Here is a 21688-nt window from a genome sequence, read left to right as displayed (position 1 = left end):
TTCCCGTTGTCCGCTCGTTCCCGTTTCCCCGTGGCGGTTTTGCTGCGGCGCTGGCTGTTGCTGCTGCTTTGCCTGATGGCGGCGCCATGCGCGGCGGAAAGCCTGACGTCGGCCAAACCGGTCGCGCTGCCGCCGCTGGCCACGCAAGCGACGCTCAGCGCGGTGGTGACGGTGGACCAGCGGCCTGTGGCGATCACCACCGACGGCGTCTGGGTGCTCGACGCTGATCGCGCCGCGTGGACGCGCTCGGCGTGGCAACCGACGGGTACGGTGCAGGCCGCAGTCGGCAACGGTACGCGGGCGTTCGTGTTGTCGGGCGAGGGTGGCTCGGTCGATCAGGTATCCCGACTTGCGTTCACCAACGGCCAGCTCGGTGCACGCACCTTGCCGCCGCTGCCGCGTCCACTGCGGCACGCACGAGGCACCTTGCAGGGTGATGACCTGTTTGTCGCCGGTGTGGCGGCGGATGGTACGTCGGCCCTGCTGCAGATCCTGCCGGATACGGCGAACGCGTCATGGCTGGTGCACGCTGGCTGGAGCGGCGGTGGTGATCCGGTCTCGCTGACGGCGCAGACCCGGGGACTGTTCCTGGTACTGCCGGGGGCGGTCGATGCGCCTGATCGGCTGCTTCGCTGGAGCGCCGAAGCGGGCTGGGAGTCGCGCGCCGAGGTGCCCGGCACGGTGCTGGCGAACTCCGGCCGTGCGATCGGCCAGGCTCACGTCATCTACCTCGTTGCCGACGCCGCGGGCACCCGCCAGTTGATGACCTTCCAGACGATTACGAGCGCTTGGGCCGTGCTGCCGGGCGTCCGCCCCGCGCAGGCGACAGCCGCCGCCAGCTGGGGCGATGGTGTGCTGTGGGCACAGCCGGCCGATGACGGCCAGATCGTGTTCGAGGCCGCCGAGGTGGCCGCGGGCAGCCAGCTGCTGAAATGGCTGGACTGGCTGGTGATCGTCGTCTACCTCGGCATGATGTTCGGCATGGGGCTGTACTTTTATCTGCGCGAAAAGCGCAACTCCACCGCCGACTTCTTCGTCGGCGGGCGCAGCATTCCGTTCTGGGCCGCCGGCGTCAGCCTGTACGCCACCAACACCAGTTCGATCAGTTTCATCGCGATCCCGGCCAAGGCATTCGAGACCAACTGGCAGTACATGACCAACAACCTCATCGCCGTGCTCGGGCTGATGTTTGTGGCGGTGTGGATCGTGCCGCTGCTGCGCCGACTGGATCTGATGTCGGTGTTCTCGTATCTGGAAACGCGCTTCCACCCGGCCATTCGCATGCTGGCCAGTGCGTTGTGCATCGTGATGCAGATCGGCAGCCGCATGAGCGTGGTGCTGTTCCTGCCTGCGCTGGCGATCGCCACCATTACCGGTATCGACGTGGTCTGGAGCGTGCTGCTGATGGGTGTGGTCACCATCATCTACACCGCGCTGGGCGGCATGAAGGCAGTGATCTGGACCGACTTCGTGCAGGTACTGGTGATCATGGGCGGCGCGCTGTTCGCGATCGGCTTCATCGTCTATCACATCAACGGCGGCTTCGAGGAGTTCTACGCGGTGGCCGCGGCGGAGAACAAGACCCGGCTGTTCGACTTCAGCTTCGACCTGACCAAGGCCACCGTGTGGGGCTTCATCTTCCTGGTGGTGTTCGACGTGGTGTTGACCTTCCCCAAGGATCAGGTGCTGATGCAGCGCACGCTGTCGACCAAGTCCGACAAGGAGGCGGGCCGTTCGATCTGGGCGTTCGCGGCGATCATGATCCCCGGCGGCTTCATCTTCTACTCGATCGGCACGGCGCTGTTCGTGTATTACAAGTCGCACCCGGAGCGGCTCGACCCGTTGCTGCCGATCGACGCCACCTTCCCGCTGTTCATCGCCGCCGAGCTGCCGATGGGTGTCACCGGGCTGATCATCGCGGGCATCTTCGCCGCGGCGATGTCGACCCTGTCCAGCATCATGAACAGCGTGTCGACGCTGGCCTCGGTGGATTTCTACGAGAAGCTGGTGAAGAAGCCGAACCCCGCCACCAGCGTGCGCTTCGCCGAGATCGCCACCGTGGTCACCGGTTTGATCGCCATCGGCGTGTCGCTGCTGTTGTCGCGTTACGACATCCACTCGCTGTTCGACGTGTCGATCGAACTGGCCGGCCTGCTCGGTGGCGGTTTCGCCGGGGCCTACACGCTGGGGATGTTCACCCGCCGGGCCAATTCGCCGGGTGTGGCCATCGGCGTGGGTTCGAGCATCGTGCTGACCACCTGGGCGTGGTCGATGAGCCTGGTGCATCCGTATTTCTATCTCGCCATCTCGATCATGTTGTGCATCGTGATCGGTTACGTGGCGAGCCTGTTTTTCCCGCCGCCGACCCGCTCACTGGACGGCTTGACCATCTTTTCCCGGTCGGATGTGAATCGTGCGACGCCCGCGTCGAACGAGACATAACGCCGCACCTCGGTGCGGTTGCCCGGGTAGCCGGCGATGCTGGGCAGGTGCATGCCTGCCCGGCTCCCCGCCCCAACCTGCGCCCGGCGCTGAGTGAAACGATGTGGATACCCAATTCCTCCATACCTTTGTCACCGTGGTCAATTGCGGCTCGATGGCGGCCGCATCGCGCGTACTGAACATCACGCCGGCGGCGGTGGCGCAGCAGATCCGTACGCTGGAACGCGAAATCGGCGTACCGCTGATCGCCCGCGCCGGGCGCACCGTATGCATCACCGAAGAAGGCTCGCGCATCCTGCAGCGCGCCCGTGACATGCTGCGCGACGTGGCCGACCTGCGCAGCGTGGCCAACAGCAGCGCGGTATCGGGCGAGCTGAAGCTGGGGGCCTGTCCCACGGCGCTGGCCGGCATGCTGCCGGACATCTTCGCGCGGATGGTGGAGAAGTTTCCGCAGATCAACGTATTCATCAGACCGGGCTATTCGGCGGACCTGTATCGCACCGTGGAAAGCGGCGAACTGGATGCGGCGATCGTGCTGCAGGCGCCGTTTGCGCTGCCCAAGACCTGCGACTGGCAGTTGCTGCGCGAGGAGCCGCTGGTGGTGCTGGCACCGGCCAGCATGGCCGGACGCGATCCGCATGAGCTGCTCGCCACCGAGCCGTTGATTCGCTATGACCGCAACCAGTGGGGCGGCCGCCAGGCCGACGAGTACCTGCGCGCGGTGGGCATCGTGCCGCAGGAGCGCTTCGAGCTGAATGCACTGAACGCGATCGCGGTGATGGTGGACCGCGGCCTCGGCGTATCGCTGGTACCCGACTGGGCGCCGCCCTGGCCCGAAGGCCTGCAACTGGTGCGCATGCCGGTGCCGCAGATCTGCGTGCCACGGCGCATCGGCATCGTGTGGTCGCGCGCCACCGTGCGTATCAGCCTCGTCACCGTGCTGCTGCAGGAGAGCCTGGCCGTGATGAAGGCCGCCGCAAGCCGGCCCCGCGCCAGCTGATCGACCTCCCGCTGTCGCCAGCCTCGATCCATGCGCTGGCACGCGTGGTCCGCGGCCGCGGCGTAAGCAACAAAAACTAGAGTCTGAACATACCCGCAGGCGGTTCTACCCGCAGGGCGCACTCCATAAGCTCAAAACAGTGCCGGTGTTGCAGATCAGGCACTGCCAAAGGGCAAGCGGTGGGGGCTTTCATCCGCGCCGCAGTACGTCGATCGGGGGAGTCGCGTGTCCACAACAGCGTCTCTGCAACCAACCAACAACTAGAGACAACACATCATGAAACAGATACCTGCCGCTCTCGGTTGTCTGCTGCTGGCATCGGCCATCAGCGCCAGCCTGCATGCGCAGCAAGTCACAGCAGCGGATACCACCGACACCCGCGCCGAAGAAACGCAGGCCAGGAAAGCGGCGGCCGCACAGGAAGCCGTCGAGCTCGGTGCCGTCACGGTCACCACCGGTACCCGCACGGCTACTGCCATCGACAAGATCCCCGGCGCCATCACAGTGGTTTCGAAGGCCGAGGTGGAGCGCACGTTGACGTTGACCGAGGACGCCACCGCCGTGCTGGCGCGCACCGTGCCCGGCTATTCCGAAGCCTCGCAGGCGATGAGCAACTCCGGCGAGACCTTGCGCGGACGCATCGCGCTGCGCCTGTTCGACGGCATCCCGCAGGGCTCGCCGCTGCGCGAGGGCAATCGCAACGGCACCTTCACCGACATGGGCGTGATCGGCCGCATCGAGGTGATCAATGGTCCATCTGCGGCCGAGGGCATTGGCGCGGCCGGCGGCATCATCAACTACATCTCCAAGGTGCCAACCAAAAAGGGCCACGAAACCACGCTGAACACGCGTTACAGCTCGCAGTTCGGCTCCGATAGCGGCCAGTACAAGGTCGGCGTCACCCACGCCTACAAAGGCGACGCCGGCGATGCGTTGCTGAGTGCCTCGTACATCGATCGCGGCATCTCCTATGACGGCAACGGTCGCCGTATCGGCATGAATACCAGCGGCTCGACGTCCGATTCGACCGCCAAGAACCTGTTCCTGAAAGGCGGCTACAACTTCGGCACGGACGAGGAACAGCGCATCCAGGCCAGCTACAGCAAATTCAAGATTGCCGGCAAAGCCAATTACATCCAGGTCGAAGGTTGCCGTTTCGACCCGGTCGAATGCCCGGTACCCACCACCAACACATCCGAGCGCGGTTCGATCGACGGCTCCAGGTCCGAGTTCAACGACTTCACCCAGATCTCGGCCAATTACAGTCACCGCAATCTGTTCGGCGGCATCTTCACCGCTGACGCCTACTGGGCCGACCAGGCCATGCGCTACATCCCCGAGAACGGCTCGGATCGACAGGTGGTGAAGCCCGCCCCGCCGGAGAGTGAACGCATCTTCGACCAATCCGAAATTACCTCGAAGAAGAAGGGCCTCCGTACTTCGTGGACCCGCGGCGACCTGTTCAGTGCCGAAGGCCTGCAGTTGCGCGTGGGTGTGGATGTAGTCGAAGACGTGGCCGCGCAGCGCCTCGCGCTGACCAACCGCGTCTGGGTACCGCCGATGGAATACACCAGTGTGGCGCCGTACGCGCAGCTGACCTGGGACGTGGGCCCGTTGACCCTCAGCGGCGGCGTGCGTCGCGAGGACGGCGAACTGCACGTGGACAGCTACGTCACCACGGCTTACCGCAACAGCGTGTCCGTGGAGGGCGGCGGCCTCAACTACGTCGAGAACATGACCAACCTCGGCGCGATCTGGCGCTTCAACGACGAGTGGTCGGCATTCGTTTCCTACGGCGAGGGTTTCGGCCTGCCCAACATCGGTATACCGCTGCGCAACATCAGCGAGCCGGGCCAGTCGGTGAGCCGCATCAAGGACCTGCAGGCGATCATCGTCACCAACCGGGAGATCGGCTTCAACTGGCGCGGTGAACAGGGCTCGCTGGGCATGTCGTACTACGACAGCAAATCGCCGTTCGGCTCATCGCTGTCGGTGGATGCGGAAACCGACGACTTCGTTCTCACCCGTGCGCCAACCCGTATCAAGGGCCTGGAGTTCAGCAGCGGCTGGACCTTCAACGACGAATGGAAGGCGACCCTGCTGTACTCGCGCATCCGCGGCAAGACGGAGTATTACGAAGGCAGCGGCATGGTGAAGGACATGGGCGTGCTGGATATCAGCCCGGACAAGGTCGTCGCGTCGGTGAGCTGGAACTTCCTGCCCGAGGCCAACCTGACCCTGGGTGCGACCAAGCTGCTCAGTCGCGATCTGCGCGGTGTCTTCGCAGGTGCCAACGGCGAGACCTACGAGAATGAGGAGAACACCCACGGCTATACCCTGGTCGACTTGGGCGTCAACTACCAGACCGAAAGCATTGGCAAGTTCTCGCTGGGCGTCGACAACCTGTTCAACAAGCAATACGTGCTGAGCTGGTCGCAGTTGCCGGGCTGGCAGAACTTCTGGGCCGGTCGTGGCCGGGTGGTTTCCCTGAGCCACTCGATCACATTCTGATGTCCACGTTGTGAGCCGAAAGCCGTGTCCGTCCTGCGGATGCGGCTTTCGCTTGTGCGGTGGGTGCCGGCCTTCGCGGACACAACCCGTGCAAACTTCTGAATATAGCTGCGGGTGGTTTTATGCATCTCTCGCAGCACCTACGCTCGAAGGCACGATCGGGCGGCAACGACACTTCTGCCGGATATCGGAACCTCACTGACAAGTTCTATATCCTGAGTTTCCGCAACCATCGGCAATGACAACAAGACATGTCCGGCCGCGGTCGGGCGTTCTCGCCGAGGCACCCGGTCACGTCCTGACCGGCGCCAACCCGGCAGATGGCCCCGGTAGTCATGAGGGTGGCCGGTCGGTTCGGCTGGCCACCCGGTTTTCGCAGTGCGAGGTGTTCCATGTTCCGGTTTGCAGCGACTCTGTTCGGCGCCATCCCCCTCCTCATGGCGGTTGTCCATGCGGATGTGGCGTCGGCAGAGGCGTTGCCTCGGGCCGGGGCGTCCTCGCACGGCTTTTCCGCACCGCGCCTGCAACGTCTGCATGGTTTCATGCAGCAGACCGTCACTCCGGGCGGTTACCTGGGAGCGGTGACGTTGGTGATGCGCGATGGCGAGGTGGTGGATTACCGCGCCTATGGCCATCGCGATCTGGCGCGGCATGCGCCCATGCAGAAGGATTCGATCTTTCGCATCTATTCGATGACCAAGACGGTTGCTTCCGTGGCCGTGTTGATCCTGCTGGAAGAAGGCAGGATCGGTCTGAACGATCCGGTGGCGCGCTACCTGCCCGAGTTCGCCACGATGCAGGTGGCCACCGGCACGGCGAAAGCGCCCACGCTGCGACCGGCGGCCGGCCCGATCACCATTCGCCAGTTGCTGACCCACACCGCCGGCTTCCCGGCCGGCCTGCCCGGCGACGATGCCGCCGCGATGCTGGCCACGCGCAGCGATCCGCAGGCGGCCACCGATCTTCGCGATTTCGTGCAACGACTCGGCCGCGCCCCGCTGGCCGCCGATCCGGGCGCGCGCTTCGGTTACGATGGCGCCGGGCTGGAAGTGCTGGCGCGGCTGGTGGAGGTGGTGGGCGGGATGCCGTTCGAGGCGTTCTTGCAGCAGCGCATCCTCGATCCGCTGCAGATGCGCGATACCGGTTTCAGCGTGCCGGCGGCGCAGCGCCATCGCGTGGTGGATATCACCACCATGGGCGAACGCGGCCAGCTGGTGCTCGATGACGGCCCCTCGGCGATGCAACCGGGCGCACGCCTGCGACCCTACGCCAGCGCGGCCGGCGGCCTGTATTCCACCGCCGCCGATTACGCCCGCTTCTGCCAGATGCTGCTCGATGGCGGCAGCCTCGGTGACGTCTCGATTCTTGGCCGCAAGACGGTCGAGCTGATGATGACGAACCAGTTGCTGCTCGATCCGCCGGTAACCCAGTTCAGCGACGCCGAAGGCTTCGGGCTGGGTGGCTACGTGGTGATCGATGCGGCACGGCGCGGGCAGCTGGGTTCGCCCGGCCAGTTCGGCTGGTCGGGCGCGGCGTCGACCAGTTACACCATCGATCGGCACGAACGCCTGATTGCGATCGTGATGCTGCAGCACCTGCCGCGCAGCGATATCGACAACGACCTGCCGCGGATCAGCCGGCCCTTCTACAACCTCGTCTACCAGGCCCTCGTTCCATGACTACTCCCGCTCGCGACAGCATTCTGGTGATGGGTTCGGCCAACCTCGATTACGTGGTGCGCGTGCCGCACGTGCCGGCACCGGGCGAAACCGTGCTGGGCTGCGGCGTACAGATGTTTCCCGGTGGCAAGGGCGCCAACCAGGCGGTGGCTTGCGCCCATGCCGGCGGTGCGGCGACGCGCATGCTGGTGGCGTTGGGCGACGATGCCAACGCGCGATCGATCGAGGAGTCGCTGCGCGCCGCCGGCGTGCGTGCCAGCGTGGCGCGAGCTTACGGCCAACCTAGCGGCATGGCCTTCATCTGCCTGGCCGACAATGCCGAGAACGCCATCACGGTGGCACCCGGTGCCAACGAGTTTCTGCAGGCCAGCCATCTGCCGCCGCTGCACGACGTCAGCCATCTGCTGCTGCAATTGGAGACGCCGCTGGATACCGTCGTTGCCAGCGCCTTGGCCGCCCGTGCGGCCGGCGTCACCGTGCTGCTGAACGCGGCCCCGGCGCAGGCGCTGCCGGCCAATCTGCTGGCCAGCGTGGATGTGCTGATCGTCAACGAAGGCGAGCTGGCGGCGATCAGCGGCCACGCCGGCAGCGTGGCCGAGGCGCTGGCACGGGTCGACGTGCCCTGCGTGATCGTCACCCTCGGCGCACGCGGTTGCCTGGCGCGACGCGGCAACGAGACCTTCCTGCAGCCGTCATTCCCGATCGAGCCGGTCGACACCACCGCCGCCGGCGATACCTTCTGTGGCGTGCTGGCCGCAGCCCTGGGCCAGGGCGACGCGCTGCCGCTGGCCCTGCGTCGCGCCAGTGCCGCCGCCGCGCTGGCCTGCACCCGGCTCGGCGCGCAAGCGAGCATCCCCGCGCGCACCGAGGTCGATGCCTTCCTGCAGGCACGTCCCGCCGCGGCCTCCACCTCCCCTGATCACGTCGCGCTGGCGGCGTATTGCGGCCTGACGTGATCCTCCCATTGCTTGCAGTGATCCGCCCATGAACAGCGACATCGACCCTTTCCGCTCCGCTCCTGACGCGTCCGCCGGCGAATCGCAGCTGCCCGTCGCGATCGAGTACAAGTTCTCCCACGTCACCACCGGCCGCTACCTGCCCACCCCGGGCAAGATGCCGGGCTGGCCGTTTGCCGACATCGGTGAATGGAAGATGGACGTGGCCGCCAGCGCCGACGACTGGGTGCGCGAAGTGCGCGACTGGCGCCGTGAGCATCTGGTGCGCATCGGCTACAACGACAGCTACTACCGTCGCCCGGAACTGCAGTGGGCGCAGCGCAATTTCGTGCACGCGCAGATGATGGTCGAGGATCGCTACTTCCACGATCCCGTCGCCGGCAAGTACACCGTCGATCGCTATCTCGATGACCTGATCGCACGCTTTGGCGGCATCGACAGCGTGTTGATCTGGTTCGTCTACCCGAACATCGGCATCGACGACCGCAACAAGACCGACCTGGGCCGCGACCTGCCCGGCGGCATCGAAGGCCTGCGCGGTGCGGTGGCCGATTTCCATCGTCGCGGCGTGAAAGTCTTTCTGCCGACGATGCCGTGGGATCACGGCACCCGCGAACCTGAGAAAAGCGACTGGGACACGATGGCTGAACTCGCCAAGACCGTCGGCGCCGACGGCGTCAATGGCGACACCTACAACGGTGTACCGCGCGCCTTCGTGGATGCGGGCGACGCCATCGGCCATCCGCTGGTGGTGCAGCCGGAGTCGACCATCAGTGCCTCCGAACACCTGATCTGGAACGTGCAGAGCTGGGGCAAGAAAGCGCCCAACACCCTGGTGCCGCCAGTGTCCAAGTGGAAGTGGCTGGAGCCGCGCCACATGGTCAACTACGAAAACCGCTGGGGCCGCGACCGCACCCATGACCTGCAATACATCTTCTTCAATGGCATCGGCTACAACGCCTGGGAAAACATCTGGGGCATCTGGAACCAGTTCACACCGCGCAATGCCGAGGCGCTGCGCCGTATCGCCACCCTGTATCGCCAGTTCGCGCCGCTGCTGGTCAGCATGGACTGGCGCCCGTACGCGCCGACCCGGCAGGTAGGCGTGTTCGCCAGCCACTTCCCGGTGAGTGGCTTGCAGTTGTGGACCATCGTCAATCGCAACGAATACCCGATCGAGGGCGAGCAACTGGCCGTAACGCACGTGGCGGGTACCCGCTATGTCGACGCCTGGAACGGCGAAGTGCTGGTTCCGCGCATCGAGGGCGAAAACGCGATCCTGAGCTTCACGCTGGAAGGCCATGGCTTTGGCGCGGTGCTGGCGCTGGCCGAAGGCGCCGCGCCGGAAGATTTGGACGTCTATATGGCCGGCGCCCGCGAGGCGGCCAGGACGCCGCTCAACGCGTTCAGCCACGAATGGAAGTCGCTGCCGCAGCAACTGGTCACCATCGCCGCCACCGCGCCGGCGGCGGCCGCGCCGGACGGCATGCTGGCGATCCCCGCTGGCGAGTTCGACTTCGTCGTCAACGGCATCGAGATCGAAGGCCACATGTGGCAAGGCGTGGACGTGCAGTATCCGTGGGAAAGCAGCGCCCGCCGGTCGCACCGCCGACGCATGGTGATACGGCCATTCTTCATCGACCGCCACCCGGTCACCCATGCGCAGTTCAAGCAGTTCATCGACGCCAGTGGTTACCGGCCACGCGACGCGCACAACTTCCTGCGTGATTGGGTCGATGGTGCGCCGCCGGCCGGCTGGGACAACAAGCCGGTGACCTGGGTGTCGATCGAGGACGCCCGCGCCTACGCAGCATGGGCCGGCAAGCGCCTGCCACGCGAATGGGAGTGGCAGTACGCCGCCCAGGGCACGGACGGGCGGCTGTATCCGTGGGGCAACTCATGGGACGCCGACGCGGTGCCGGCACCCGAATACGGCCGCCGCCTCGGCCCGGCCGCCGACGTCGACGCGCACCCACGCGGCGCCAGCCCGTTCGGGGTGATGGATCTGGTCGGCAACGTGTGGCAGTGGACCGACGAATACCACGACGAACACACCCGCGCCGGCATCCTGCGCGGCGGCAGCTCGTACCGCCCGCAAACCTCGCACTGGTACTTCCCGCAGGCCTATCGCCTCGACCAGCACGGCAAATACCTGCTGATGGCACCGGCCAAGGACCGCTCCGGCCGCGTCGGCTTCCGTTGCGTCGTGGACGCGGCATCGTGAGCACCGTCATGCACACACCGGTTGACGTGCGCTTGGGAGGCTTGCTGGGCGATGCGTTGGAAGCGAACCGCACGGGGCGCCTTTCGCACTTCATCACCGACGCGCACAGCCCGGCCATCGAGATCTTCGGTCGCGAGTGGAAACTGCGCAACACCGAGGGCGACTGGTACGGCGAGCATGCCGGCAAGTGGTTGGTGGCGGCGGCCAAGGCGGCCGCGCGCAGCGGCGATCCCGCACTGCTGGCGAACCTGCGCCAGGTTGCCGATTTCCTGGTGGCCGAGCAGGAGGCGGACGGCTATCTCGGCACCTATTCGATCGGCCACCGCTTCATGCAAAAACAGCCGCCCAAGCCGGGCACCTGGGACGGCGCGCCCAGTGTGCGCACCTGGGACGTCTGGACCCACAGCTATCTGATCCTCGGCTTTCTCGAAGTACACAAGCACTTCCCCGAGCCGCGTTACCTCGATGCCGCGCGCCGCATCGGTGACCTCTGCCTGCACACCTTGACGGTCGGCGGCATCGACATCACCGAGCTGGGCAATCACCACGGCATGTCGGCGACGGTGCTGATGGACCCGGCCGCCGAGCTGTACCTGGTCACCGGCGAAAAACGCTACCTGGAACTGGCCGAGCTGATCCTGAAACAGGCCAACGACAACCCGGACCTGGCCTTGCTCAACCGCGCACTTGCCGGTGCCGATGCCGCCGAGATCGCCACCGGCAAGGCCTATCAACTGGCGTGGAATCTGGTGGGTCTGGCCAAGCTGCATCGTGCCACCGGCAACCCGGTTTACCGGCAGGTGCTTGATCGCCTGTGGACCAGCATCCGCGACAACCACCTGTCGCTGGGCGGTGGTCCGTGGGGCGGGGTGGCGCACCGTTCGCGCGAGGTATTCAACGCGCCCTTTGCGTTCAACCCGCAGGCTTATGTCGAAACCTGCTCCACCTTGGCCTGGATCCAGTTGAACCGCGAGTTGCTGGCAATCAGCGGCGACGCGAAATTCGCCGGGGAAATCGAACGTTCTGCCTACAACGACCTGTTGGGCGCGCAGGCACCCAATGGCGAGGACTGGTGCTACTACGTGTTTCCCAACGGCAAGCGCGTGCACACCACCTACTGGCGCTGCTGCAAATCCAGCGGCGCGATGGCACTGGAGGAACTGCCCGCGATTGCCTGGCAACGCATCGCGGACGATCACATCGCGGTGAATCTGTACGGGCCCGGGGAGATGACGACGACCTTGGCGCAGGCGGGCCAGGTCAGCCTGACGCAGCACACCGACTACCCGTTCGATGGCGCCATTCACCTCGTCGTGCGGTCGGAGCACGTGGCGAACTTCCGCTTGTCGCTGCGTATTCCCGGATGGGCGGAGCAGGCCGCCATCCAGGTCAACGGCGTGGCCGTGACCGAAGATCTGGTACCCGATACCTATGTCGAGCTGATGCGCGCCTGGCAGCCCGGCGACGAGATCACCCTGAATTTCCCGATGCGTCCGGCCGTCCATCGCAAGCTCAACCGCAACGTGCAGGAGTCGTTCGCTCCGGACGGTTCACCGGTGGTGCAGGAGGTGCTGCGCTACGAATACCTGGCGATCAGCCGCGGCCCTCTGGCCTATGCCACCGGCCTGATCGATGGCTTCAAGATGGAGGAAACCCTGCGCCTGCCGCCAGGCCACAGCGACGACTGGCTGCAATTGCTGCCCGCGCCGACCGATGGCGAAGGCCCGCGAATCAGCATGCAACTGGGCTATCGCGAGCCGCTGGTGTTCGTGCCGTACTACCGCGCGGGCGGTCGCCGTCATGGCGCGTGGCGACTTACCTGGATGCAGCTTGCCGACGATCCGCAAGCCGTCGCGGAATGACGGGCGCCCGCGCAATCAAGCAAGAATTTGTGCGGCGAGAAAGTATCCGGCCGCAGTGTTTCTTCGCGTCGGTGCATAGCAGACTTTCCCACTACATCGATGACACGGATTCATGGACCGAGACGGCATGGCAACTTCCTCTCCCTTCGACCTGGTAGGTCGGTCCGGCGCGCCGGGGCCGCTCAGCGGTGTGCGCGTGCTCGATCTCAGCAGCTATATCGCCGGCCCCTATGGCTGCACGATGCTGGCCGACCAGGGCGCTGCCGTCATCAAGATCGAGCCGCCCGATGGCGACAATCTGCGCAAGTACCCATCCACGCTGCAGGACGAGAGCCGCGCCTTCATCGGCGTCAATCGCGGCAAGCTGGGCATCACGCTGGACCTGAAACAGCCGGCCCAGCACGCGGTGCTGCTGAAGCTGGTGCGCGAGGCGGACGTGCTGGTGCACAACTTCCGCCCCAGCGTGCCGAAGCGGCTCGGCATCGACCACGAGCAGTTGAACCTGATCAACCCGCGGCTGATTTATTGCGCACTGACCGGCTACGGTGAAACCGGGCCGATGAAGGACAAGGCCGGCTACGACCAGGTGCTGCAGACGATGACCGGCATGTGCGTGTTGCAGGGCAAGCGTGGCGGCGCGCCCGAGATCATCTACGGCTCGGTGGTCGATTACTATGCGGCTGCCTTGCTGGCGGCCGGGGTGTCGTCGGCGCTGTTCGAGCGCGAGCGCAGCGGCTTGGGCCAATTCGTGGGCGTGTCGTTGCTGCGCAGCGCGCTGACCATGCAGTCGGCGCGGATGGTGTGGGTCGATGGTGAATCGCCCGACATCGGCCGCGACATGCGCTCCGGTGGCGTCACCGGTATCCACCCGGCGCGCGAAGGCCACCTGTATATCTCGGCCAATACGCCGCACTTCTGGAAAGCGCTGTGCGCCAAGGTGGGGTTGCCGCAACTGGTCGATGACCCGCGCTACGACAGCGTGCGCAAGCGCGCGCAGCACGGCGACGAGATCGTGCCGCTGCTGCACGCCGCGCTGGCAGCGCGCACCGCGCTGGAGTGGGAGGCCTGGTTTGGCGACGAGGTGCCCTGCGCCGCCGCGCGCCGGGTCGAGGACATGTTCGAGCATCCGCAGGTGGTGGCGGAGCAGATGATGACCACCTTCGATCACCCGGTGGTGGGCCGCTACCGTGGCGTGACGCAACCGATCCGATTTGGTCGCACGCCCGGCCCGACACCGTTCACTGCGCCGACGCTGGGCCAGGATACCGAGGCGGTGGTGGCCCGCGTTGACGGCACTGTCGACGTATAAGGATCCTGACCATGCATGTCATTTCGCTGCATCTCGTCACGCGTTTCCCGTCACTCGGTCGCCGCTGGTTGGCGAGCGCCGGCCTGTTGCTCGCCACCGGCATCAGCGCCGGTTGCGCAACCGGCGATACGCGTCCGCTGGATGTTCCCGAGATCCGCCCCGGCGTGGCGGCGGGTTATCTGACGACGGCGCAACTGCCCGACAGCGTGGCCCTGCTGCCTCCGCCACCCGCGCGCGACTCGGCCGGTTTCGCCGCCGACCAGGCGATCAGTGCGGTGCGTCACCTGCGCGGTACGCCGCGCTGGACGCAGGCCATTGCCGATGACGAGTTGGGCTTCCCGCAGGCCGCCAACATTTTTTCCTGCGCCATGGACGTGGCCGTCGATGCGCAGGCCACGCCGCACCTGTACCGGCTGCTGCGACGCACGCGCACCGACGCCGCGGTCGTCAGCGATGCGGCTAAGCATCATTACAAACGGCCGCGCCCGTTCATGGAGAACCACGCGCCTACCTGCACCCCGGCCAAGGAAAAAGGCCTGGCGGCGAACGGCTCGTATCCGTCGGGGCATACCTCGATCGGTTGGGCCTGGGCGCTGATCCTCAGTGAAGTGGCACCCGAGCACACCGACGCCATCCTGGCCCGCGGCCGCTCCTACGGTGAGAGCCGGCTGGTCTGCAACGTGCACTGGCAAAGCGACGTGGTGCAGGGCCGCTTCATGGCGGCCGCCGTGGTGGCGCGACTGCATGCCAACGCGGACTTCCGCGCGGATGTCGATGCGGCCCGGGCCGAAGTCGCCCAGGCGCGCAGCCGCGGGCTGAAACCCACCCGCGATTGCGCTGCCGAAAGCGCGGCGCTTGCGCAGCCGATGCCGGCCATCCAGTAGAGTTTGTGGCGCGGGGTGGGCGCTCAGCGCGTGCGCTTTTTCGGCGCGCTGCGCAGCGGTCCGGTCGAGCCGCGCACCACCAGTTCCGGGCTGAAGCCGTGGTTGACCGGGTCGACGGGCTCGCCGTGGGCGTCGTGTTCCAGGCCGCTGATCAGTCGACGTGCGGCGTGGCGGCCGATTTCCTCGGTGGCCTGGCGGGCGGTGGTGAGTGCGGGCCACGACTGCTTGGAGAACGGGCTGTCCTCGAAGCCGGTGATCGACAACTCCCACGGCACGCTGATGCCGCCCGAATGCGCCGCCGCCAGCACGCCGGCGGCGATCTCGTCGTTGGAGCCGAAGATGGCGGTGGGGCGATCCTTCAACGCCAGCAGCTTACGCGCGCCGCGGAAGCCGTCGTCGAAGGAGTAATCGCCGGCCACGATCAGCTTGCGGTCCAGCGTGATGCCGTAATCCTTCAGCGCATCCTCGTAGCCCTGGTAGCGCTCGCCGCTGGAGCGATGCTCGCGGCCGCCCCACAGGAAACCGATGCGCTGGTGACCGAGCTGGATCAGGTGCTCGGTGATCGCGTACGCCGCGTCGCGATCGTCCACGTACACGCAGGGGTAACCGTCCTGCGGGTCGCTGCGCGCGGAAATGATGCGCATGAACGCGATGCCGGCATCAGCCAGGGTCTTGATCAGCTCGGGCTGCTCGGACATCGGTGGTGCCAGCACCAGCCCGGCCAGGCGCGAGTGCTGCACCAGCGCGCACAGCTCCTCGGCCAGCTTCGGCGAGGAGGCGTCGCAGGGATGGATCTGCAAGCCGTAGCCGCTTTCGCGGCAAACCGACAGCACGCCGCGCTGCATGCTGATGATGTAGTGCGCGTTGGGGTTGTCGTAGACCAGGCCCAGCAGGCGCGCCCGCGTACTGCGCAGGCTGCGGGCGGAAGGGTCGGGGCGATAGCCCAGGGTGTCGATCGCCCGCTGCACTTTCTCACGCGTGCGCTCGTGTACCGAGGCCTCGTGGTTGATCACCCGCGATACGGTTTTCAGCGACACGCCAGCCAGTTCGGCAACATGCTTGATGGTGGCGTTACGCAATGACGGATCCTTCAGGCGATCGGGCCGCACGGCGGCGGCACCAACACGGTGGCACGCGCGAAAGCCGCGTGCCGGATCAGCCATTCTAGCGGCGCGGACGCCCGGACGGCCAAATACGTCACGCTGCCGCGTCCTGGCCCACGCGGTGGCCGGCCAGCCCGTAGTACAGGATGTACAGGTAGCACGGCACCATCAGCAGCAGGAAAGCCAGCTGGAAATCGATGTGCTGCTTCAGGTGCACGAACAGCTGCGGCACGATCGCGCCGCCGGCGATGCCCATGATCAGCAGCGCCGAGGCGAACTCGGTGAAGCGGCCAAGACCCTTGATCGCCAGCGGAAAAATCGCCGGCCACATCATCGCGTTGGCAAAGCCCAGCGCCGCCACGAAGCCCACCGACACATAGCCGTGGGTGAGGAATGCGCCGATGGTGAACAACACGCCCAGCACCGCCGACATCGCCAGGTAGCGTTGCTGCGACATCACCCGCGGAATCATCAGCAAGCCGGCGATATAGCCCAGCAGCATCGCGCCCAGGGTGAAGGCGGTGAAGAATTTCGTCTCGTCCAGCGGCAGGCCGAAGCCCGCGCCATAGGTGCCGATGGCATCGCCCGCCATCACCTCCACGCCCACGTACAGGAACAGGCACAGCACGCCCAGCCACAAGTGCGGATACGAGAGGATGCCGCGGCGCGACGCACCGGCGCCGGCGCTGTTGGCGGTCGACGCCTCCACCTCGGGCAACGATGAGCGCACCACCCAGATCGCCAGCAACACCAGCACTCCGGCCATCACGATGTACGGGGTGTGGATCTTCGCGGCGAAGGTATTGAGCAGCACTTCGCGCGTGGCCGGGTCGGCGGCCTTCACCTGCTGGTCGATATCGCCGATGCCATGCAGCACCAGCGCACCGATCAGCAGCGGCGCAAGAATGCCTGCGAACTTGTTGCAGATGCCCATCACTGCAATGCGCTGCGCCGCGCTCTCGATCGGCCCCAGGATGCTGATGTACGGATTGGACGCGGTCTGCAGCAATGAAAGGCCGGCACCGATCACGAACAGGCCGAACAGCGCGCCGGGGAAAATCCGCATGGTGGCGAACTGGCCGAACAGCACCGCGCCGATGGCCATCACGAACAGGCCCAGCGCCATGCCACGCTTCATGCCGGTCACTTTCAGGATCGCCGAGGCCGGCAGCGACAGGAAGAAGTACGACAGATAGAAGGCCATCGGCACCAGGAAAGCATTCACGTCGTTGAGGTCGAATGCCAGCTTGACGAAAGTGATCAGTGGCCCGTTGAGCCAGGTCACGAAGCCGAAGATGAAAAACAGGACGCCGATGATGATGATCGGCCCCAGGTTCGAGCGCTCTGCCTGCGCCGCGTCCAGCGTGGTTGCCATGCGTATTCCCCCGATGCCCGCCACCGACGATGGCGCTGATGATCGCCCCCGATGGTGGCGTCGAAATGGGGGCGAAGTGCCCCCGCTGACGGAATGTCTCGCAATTGGACAGAAAGTGCAACGTTGTCAATAAATGCACTCATTGAACGCCGCTTATGGCCGTCCATATCGCGCGTACCAAGACGGTCAGCCGCCGATCTTGCGGCGCTGCCGCATGCGCATAATGTCCGAATCAAGGATGAATAACCCTAAAAACAAGGCATATTTCGCGATAAATTAGATTCAGGCGATGGCGTCGGATCAAATGTATTGCGACGCATCATGCGGCGTCTGAAAATTTGTCGCCGATGATTTGACAACGTTGTCATTTTCAGTCCATGCTCCGTCCCCATCAGCACCCGTGCGACCTGCTGCGGCAGCAATGCCCGCATCGCACGGCAAACCTGGCAAGGGAGAATCGGGGTGGGGGAAGTGGTCAACCAGCGTCATGTCATGTCGCCGTCGACGGCGGCGGATCATCGGGTCGCGCCGTTCCTGGCTGCCGATGTCGGTGGCACGCATGCGCGCATCGCGCTGGTCGCCCCGGCGGCGAACCGCAAGCAGCCGATCGACGTGTTGCACTACCGCCGCTACCAGTGCGCCGCCTGGCCCAGCCTTACCGCCGTATTGCGCGACTTTGTGGAGCAGTTGCCGGGCGTGGCACAGGAGCAGGCGCCGGCGGAATGCGCGGTGGCCTGCGCCGGCTACGTGCTGGGCGACGCCATCGTCAATGAGAACCTGCCCTGGCCGGTATCCATCGGCGACATCCGCCAAAGCCTGGGCATCAGGCGGGTGGCGGTGATCAACGATTTCGAAGCGCTTGCCTACGCCACGCAGTTTGTCGATCAGGCCGACACGCGCGCCGTCATCGACGCGATCCGGCCGACCGCACCCGGCCCGGTGCTGGTGATGGGGCCGGGCACCGGGCTGGGCTCGGCGGTGCTGATGCCGGGTGAGCCGCACGCGCACGTGCTGGCCACCGAAGCGGGGCAGATTTCACTGGCACCGGGTACCGAGCGCGAGCGGCAGGTGTTGCCGTTGCTGGCGCACGGGCGCGATTACGTCTCGTACGAAAACGCGCTCTCCGGCCCCGGCTTGCTGAATCTCTATCGCGCGTTGTGCAGCCTGCATCGCACGTCGCCCGCGGCGACCACGCCCGCCGACGTCACCGCCGCGGCGCTGGCGGGGCAAGACCCGGCCGCGGTCGAGGCGCTGGACATGTTCTGCGGGTTGCTCGGCAGCTTCGTCGGCGACCTGGTGATGCTTTACGGCGCGCGCGGCGGCGTGTACCTGGCCGGCGGCATCCTGCCGCAGATCCACGGCTTCCTGGCGTCCAGCACGTTCGCCGAACGCTACTTCAACAAGGGCGTGATGCGCGCTTATCTGCAACAGGTTCCGGTTCGATTGATTGAGCACGGCCAGCTTGGCGTCATGGGTGCTGCAGGCTGGTTTCTCGAAGAGCGGAGGAACACGTGACACGTCGGCGGCACCGGGCATCCAGCTACAAAACCTGCGATCCATGAAGAGCTCGACCGTCGGCATTCCGTTCGCCGGTCACCAAACCAGCCACCTCTGAGGGGAGGAAACACCATGAACTACCGCAAGACCATGCTCGCCGCGAGCATCATCACCGGCTTGTGCCTGTCGGGTGCGGCATTTGCCCAGGACGCCGCCAGCCAGACCACCGACAGTACCGCCACGTCGGCCGCGCAGAAGAAGGCCGAAGAGGTCAAGAATCTGAGCACCGTTACGGTGACCGGCATTCGCGCCAGCCAGGAAAATGCGCTGAACCTGAAACAGGCGGCTGATTCGCATCTCGAAGTGGTCACCGCCGAAGACGTGGGCAAGCTGCCGGCCCACAACGTTGCCGATGCCCTGCAGGGCCTGCCGGGCGTCAACATCAGCTCGTCCAGTTCCGACGAGGGCGGCTTCGACGAATCCGATCGCGTCAGCCTGCGTGGCACCAGCCCCAGCCTCACCCAGACCCTGATCGACGGCCACTCGGTGGGTTCGGCCGACTGGTTCGTGCTCAGTCAGATGCAGACCGTCGGCCGCAGCGTCAGCTACACCTTGCTGCCGTCCGAACTGGTCAGCCGCGTGGAAGTGCACAAGTCATCCGAAGCCAAGCTGGTGGACGGCGGCACTTCCGGCAACATCAACATCATCACGCGCAAGCCGCTGGACTTCGACAAGCCGGTCACCATCAACGCCTCGGTCGGCGCGGTCCGTTCCGACGCAGCCGGTGCGAATGATCCGCAGCTGTCCGCCCTGTTCAACTACAAGACCGACACCTTCGGCGTGTTGGTGCAGGCGTTCAAGCAGAAACGCCACCTGCAGCGTGAGGCGCAGGAGCTGCCGTCCGGCTTCCTCACCATCGCCGCGGATGCGCCGGTGACGGCCACCAATCCGGATCTGGCCGGCGTCCTGGCGCCCAGCCTGCTGGGCTCGACCCTGTTCACCCAGGTGCGTGATCGCAAGGGTGGCCTGCTGTCGCTGCAGTTCCGTCCCAGCGATGACCTGACCCTGGGCCTGAACGGGTTCTACTCGGACCTCAAGGCAGACAACTACAACCGCAACTTCATGCTGTGGGGCGGCAACTTCATCTCCAGCCAGGCGCCCGAGCCCGGCTACACCGTCAGCAATGGCGTGTTGACCGACGCCAGCTATGCAGGTGTTGCCGGCACTGCCTACGGCATCTACGACATGATTGCCCGCACGTCCTCGGCCAAGTCCAATTACGTCACCCTCGATGCGGACTGGCAGATCACCGACAGCCTGTCGAGCAAGTTCGAGCTGGGCACCAGCAAGGGCACCGGCCTTACCGCCAAGCAGTACATCGCCGAAGTGACCACGGCCATCGGCGGTGGTGCGCAGTACCAGACGCACGGCATCGGTTCACCGGTCGATTGGAGCCTGGGTGGATATACCGGCCCGGCGGCCACCGGTTTCGGCACCTGGGGCAACCAGATGTACAAGACCGTGGATGAGGAAAAGTTCGGCACCGCGGACTTCACCCAGTACTTCGACAGCAGTGTGCTGTCCTCGATCGACTTCGGTGTGCGTTACGCCAACCACACCCGGCAGGTCTTCTCGCCGGAAGGCGCCAGCCCCGGCGCGATCGGCCCCGCGCTGGAAGCCAATGGCGTCACCGGCAAGTACCCGAGCGATTTCGGCAGCGGCATCGGCGGCAACTTCCCCACCGATATCTGGTACTACACCGTTGGCTCGTTGAAGGACGCCGTCGAACAGAATTCGACGTGGCTGTCGGACAATGATGGCCCGACCGGCCGCCACAACTACGGCGCCGAGTTCAAGGTCAACGAGAAGAACCTGGCCGGCTACCTGCAAGCCAACTTCACCGGTGATGGCTGGAGCGGCAACTTCGGTCTGCGCTATTCGCACATCCGGCAGAACGTCGACAGCTACGTGGTCAACGCCAACGCCGCCACCGCGGATGTCAGCAGCCTGTTTGGCGCATGGGATGCGAAGCAGCAGGAAAACACGATCAACCGCGTGCTGCCCAGCGCCAACCTGAAGTTCAATCTTGCCGACGACCTGCTGTTCCGCTTCGCCGCCTCGCAAACGCAGACGCTGCCGGATTACTCCGCACTCGGCGCGGCATCCAGTGGCTCGGATCTCAGCAAGACCGGCAGCGGCGGCAACCCGATGCTGAAGCCGGTGTTGTCGACCAACTTCGACGCCGCCCTCGAGTGGTACTTCATGCCGCGTGGCCTGCTGTCCGCAGGCGCGTACTCGATGCACCTGAAGGATTACGTCGCTTACGGCGTGTCCAAGCAGATGCTGTTCAGCGAACTGACCCACCAGCTCGAGCAATACGACATCTCGTCGCCGGTCAACGCCGACGGTGACGTGCAGGGTGTGGAACTGGCCTATCAGCAGCCGATCGGCGACCACTTCGGCGTAACCGCGAACTACACCTACGCCGATGGCAGCACCGATCACACCTGGGCCGACGGCAGCAACCACTTGCTGGGCACTTCGAAGAACACCTACAACGTGGGCGCGTACTTCGAGAACGACAAGTTTGCCGCGCGCGTCAACTACACCTCCCGTTCGTCCTTCCTGATCGGCCTGAAGGGCGCCAACCCTTACTACCAGGACAAGTTCGCCACCTTGTCGGCGTCGGTCAGCTACAGCCCGACCGAATGGATGAGCGTCAGCCTGGATGCGCTGAACCTCAACGATCCGACCATCACCTACTACCAGGCCGCAACGGTACCCACCGCGTTCTACTCCAACGGCCGCCAGTACTACCTCAACTTCCGCTTCAAGTACTGACCTAC

At 65.5% G+C, this 21688-nt stretch carries 14 protein-coding genes; 11 read left to right on the top strand and 3 right to left on the bottom strand.

The genetic code is table 11. The annotated features are described in order from the left end of the window. Positions 1 to 6: 6 nt before the first annotated feature. The 9 genes from ASD22_RS11515 to ASD22_RS11475 all read left to right on the top strand — a co-directional run bounded on the left by ASD22_RS11515 (position 7) and on the right by ASD22_RS11475 (position 14867). Entirely contained in the window at positions 7 to 2442 is a 2436-nt protein-coding gene (locus tag ASD22_RS11515) for a sodium:solute symporter (RefSeq protein ID WP_235577623.1), read from the top strand. A gap of 103 nt (positions 2443 to 2545) precedes the next feature. Continuing rightward, positions 2546 to 3442 (top strand): LysR substrate-binding domain-containing protein, encoded by an 897-nt coding sequence (locus ASD22_RS11510; RefSeq protein WP_056083232.1) that lies wholly within the window; start codon positions 2546 to 2548, stop codon positions 3440 to 3442. Between the two features lie 276 nt (positions 3443 to 3718). Next, entirely contained in the window at positions 3719 to 5953 is a 2235-nt protein-coding gene (locus ASD22_RS11505) for a TonB-dependent receptor (RefSeq protein WP_235577622.1), read from the top strand. Positions 5954 to 6495: 542 nt separating this feature from the next. Beyond that, complete coding sequence (locus tag ASD22_RS11500; RefSeq protein WP_162245074.1) at positions 6496 to 7632, top strand: serine hydrolase domain-containing protein; 1137 nt, start codon at positions 6496 to 6498, stop codon at positions 7630 to 7632. Beyond that, positions 7629 to 8588, top strand: coding sequence for a ribokinase (locus tag ASD22_RS11495; protein WP_056083223.1), 960 nt, complete (start codon positions 7629 to 7631; stop codon positions 8586 to 8588). Before ASD22_RS11500 ends, ASD22_RS11495 begins: the two co-directional genes overlap by 4 nt. A gap of 28 nt (positions 8589 to 8616) precedes the next feature. Beyond that, a complete protein-coding gene (locus tag ASD22_RS11490) occupies positions 8617 to 10812 on the top strand; it encodes an SUMF1/EgtB/PvdO family nonheme iron enzyme (RefSeq protein WP_056083220.1) in 2196 nt (731 codons plus the stop codon). 8 nt (positions 10813 to 10820) lie between these two features. Beyond that, positions 10821 to 12674, top strand: coding sequence for a beta-L-arabinofuranosidase domain-containing protein (locus tag ASD22_RS11485; protein ID WP_235577621.1), 1854 nt, complete (start codon positions 10821 to 10823; stop codon positions 12672 to 12674). 127 nt (positions 12675 to 12801) lie between these two features. Continuing rightward, on the top strand, positions 12802 to 13983 hold the full coding sequence (locus ASD22_RS11480; protein WP_056083217.1) for a CoA transferase: 1182 nt from the start codon (positions 12802 to 12804) through the stop codon (positions 13981 to 13983). An 11-nt stretch (positions 13984 to 13994) separates the two neighbouring features. After that, the gene (locus ASD22_RS11475) at positions 13995 to 14867 is read left to right on the top strand and encodes a phosphatase PAP2 family protein (protein ID WP_082520235.1); all 873 of its coding nucleotides are present in this window, start codon (positions 13995 to 13997) and stop codon (positions 14865 to 14867) included. A 23-nt stretch (positions 14868 to 14890) separates the two neighbouring features. Here ASD22_RS11475 and ASD22_RS11470 read toward each other — a convergent pair whose 3' ends face one another. The 3 genes from ASD22_RS11470 to ASD22_RS16870 all read right to left on the bottom strand — a co-directional run bounded on the left by ASD22_RS11470 (position 14891) and on the right by ASD22_RS16870 (position 17834). After that, entirely contained in the window at positions 14891 to 15946 is a 1056-nt protein-coding gene (locus ASD22_RS11470) for a LacI family DNA-binding transcriptional regulator (protein ID WP_040670294.1), read from the bottom strand. A 118-nt stretch (positions 15947 to 16064) separates the two neighbouring features. Further along, the gene (locus ASD22_RS11465; RefSeq protein ID WP_056083215.1) at positions 16065 to 17345 is read right to left on the bottom strand and encodes a sugar MFS transporter; all 1281 of its coding nucleotides are present in this window, start codon (positions 17343 to 17345) and stop codon (positions 16065 to 16067) included. A gap of 300 nt (positions 17346 to 17645) precedes the next feature. Beyond that, entirely contained in the window at positions 17646 to 17834 is a 189-nt protein-coding gene (locus tag ASD22_RS16870; protein ID WP_162245066.1) for a hypothetical protein, read from the bottom strand. Positions 17835 to 17837: 3 nt separating this feature from the next. Here ASD22_RS16870 and glk point away from each other — a divergent pair, with 3 nt between their 5' ends. Both glk and ASD22_RS11455 read left to right on the top strand, forming a co-directional pair. Then, the gene (gene glk / locus ASD22_RS11460; RefSeq protein WP_235577620.1) at positions 17838 to 18860 is read left to right on the top strand and encodes a glucokinase; all 1023 of its coding nucleotides are present in this window, start codon (positions 17838 to 17840) and stop codon (positions 18858 to 18860) included. Positions 18861 to 18974: 114 nt separating this feature from the next. Next, positions 18975 to 21683 (top strand): TonB-dependent receptor, encoded by a 2709-nt coding sequence (locus ASD22_RS11455; RefSeq protein ID WP_056083209.1) that lies wholly within the window; start codon positions 18975 to 18977, stop codon positions 21681 to 21683. Positions 21684 to 21688: the final 5 nt, after the last annotated feature.

The sequence above is a fragment of the Rhodanobacter sp. Root480 genome (assembly GCF_001426645.1).
Taxonomy (GTDB): Bacteria; Pseudomonadota; Gammaproteobacteria; order Xanthomonadales; family Rhodanobacteraceae; genus Rhodanobacter; species Rhodanobacter ginsenosidimutans.
This window is presented reverse-complemented; position numbering and strand designations above follow the sequence as displayed.

Coding starts and splice junctions, on each gene's coding strand:
- ASD22_RS11485 (WP_235577621.1), top strand. CDS start 10,821: ATGCACACACCGGTTGACGTGCGCTTGGGAGGCTTGCTGGGCGATGCG.
- ASD22_RS11465 (WP_056083215.1), bottom strand. CDS start 17,345: ATGGCAACCACGCTGGACGCGGCGCAGGCAGAGCGCTCGAACCTGGGG.
- ASD22_RS11505 (WP_235577622.1), top strand. CDS start 3,719: ATGAAACAGATACCTGCCGCTCTCGGTTGTCTGCTGCTGGCATCGGCC.
- ASD22_RS11490 (WP_056083220.1), top strand. CDS start 8,617: ATGAACAGCGACATCGACCCTTTCCGCTCCGCTCCTGACGCGTCCGCC.
- ASD22_RS11475 (WP_082520235.1), top strand. CDS start 13,995: ATGCATGTCATTTCGCTGCATCTCGTCACGCGTTTCCCGTCACTCGGT.
- ASD22_RS11495 (WP_056083223.1), top strand. CDS start 7,629: ATGACTACTCCCGCTCGCGACAGCATTCTGGTGATGGGTTCGGCCAAC.
- ASD22_RS11455 (WP_056083209.1), top strand. CDS start 18,975: ATGAACTACCGCAAGACCATGCTCGCCGCGAGCATCATCACCGGCTTG.
- ASD22_RS11480 (WP_056083217.1), top strand. CDS start 12,802: ATGGCAACTTCCTCTCCCTTCGACCTGGTAGGTCGGTCCGGCGCGCCG.
- ASD22_RS16870 (WP_162245066.1), bottom strand. CDS start 17,834: ATGACGCTGGTTGACCACTTCCCCCACCCCGATTCTCCCTTGCCAGGT.
- glk (WP_235577620.1), top strand. CDS start 17,838: ATGTCGCCGTCGACGGCGGCGGATCATCGGGTCGCGCCGTTCCTGGCT.
- ASD22_RS11500 (WP_162245074.1), top strand. CDS start 6,496: ATGCAGCAGACCGTCACTCCGGGCGGTTACCTGGGAGCGGTGACGTTG.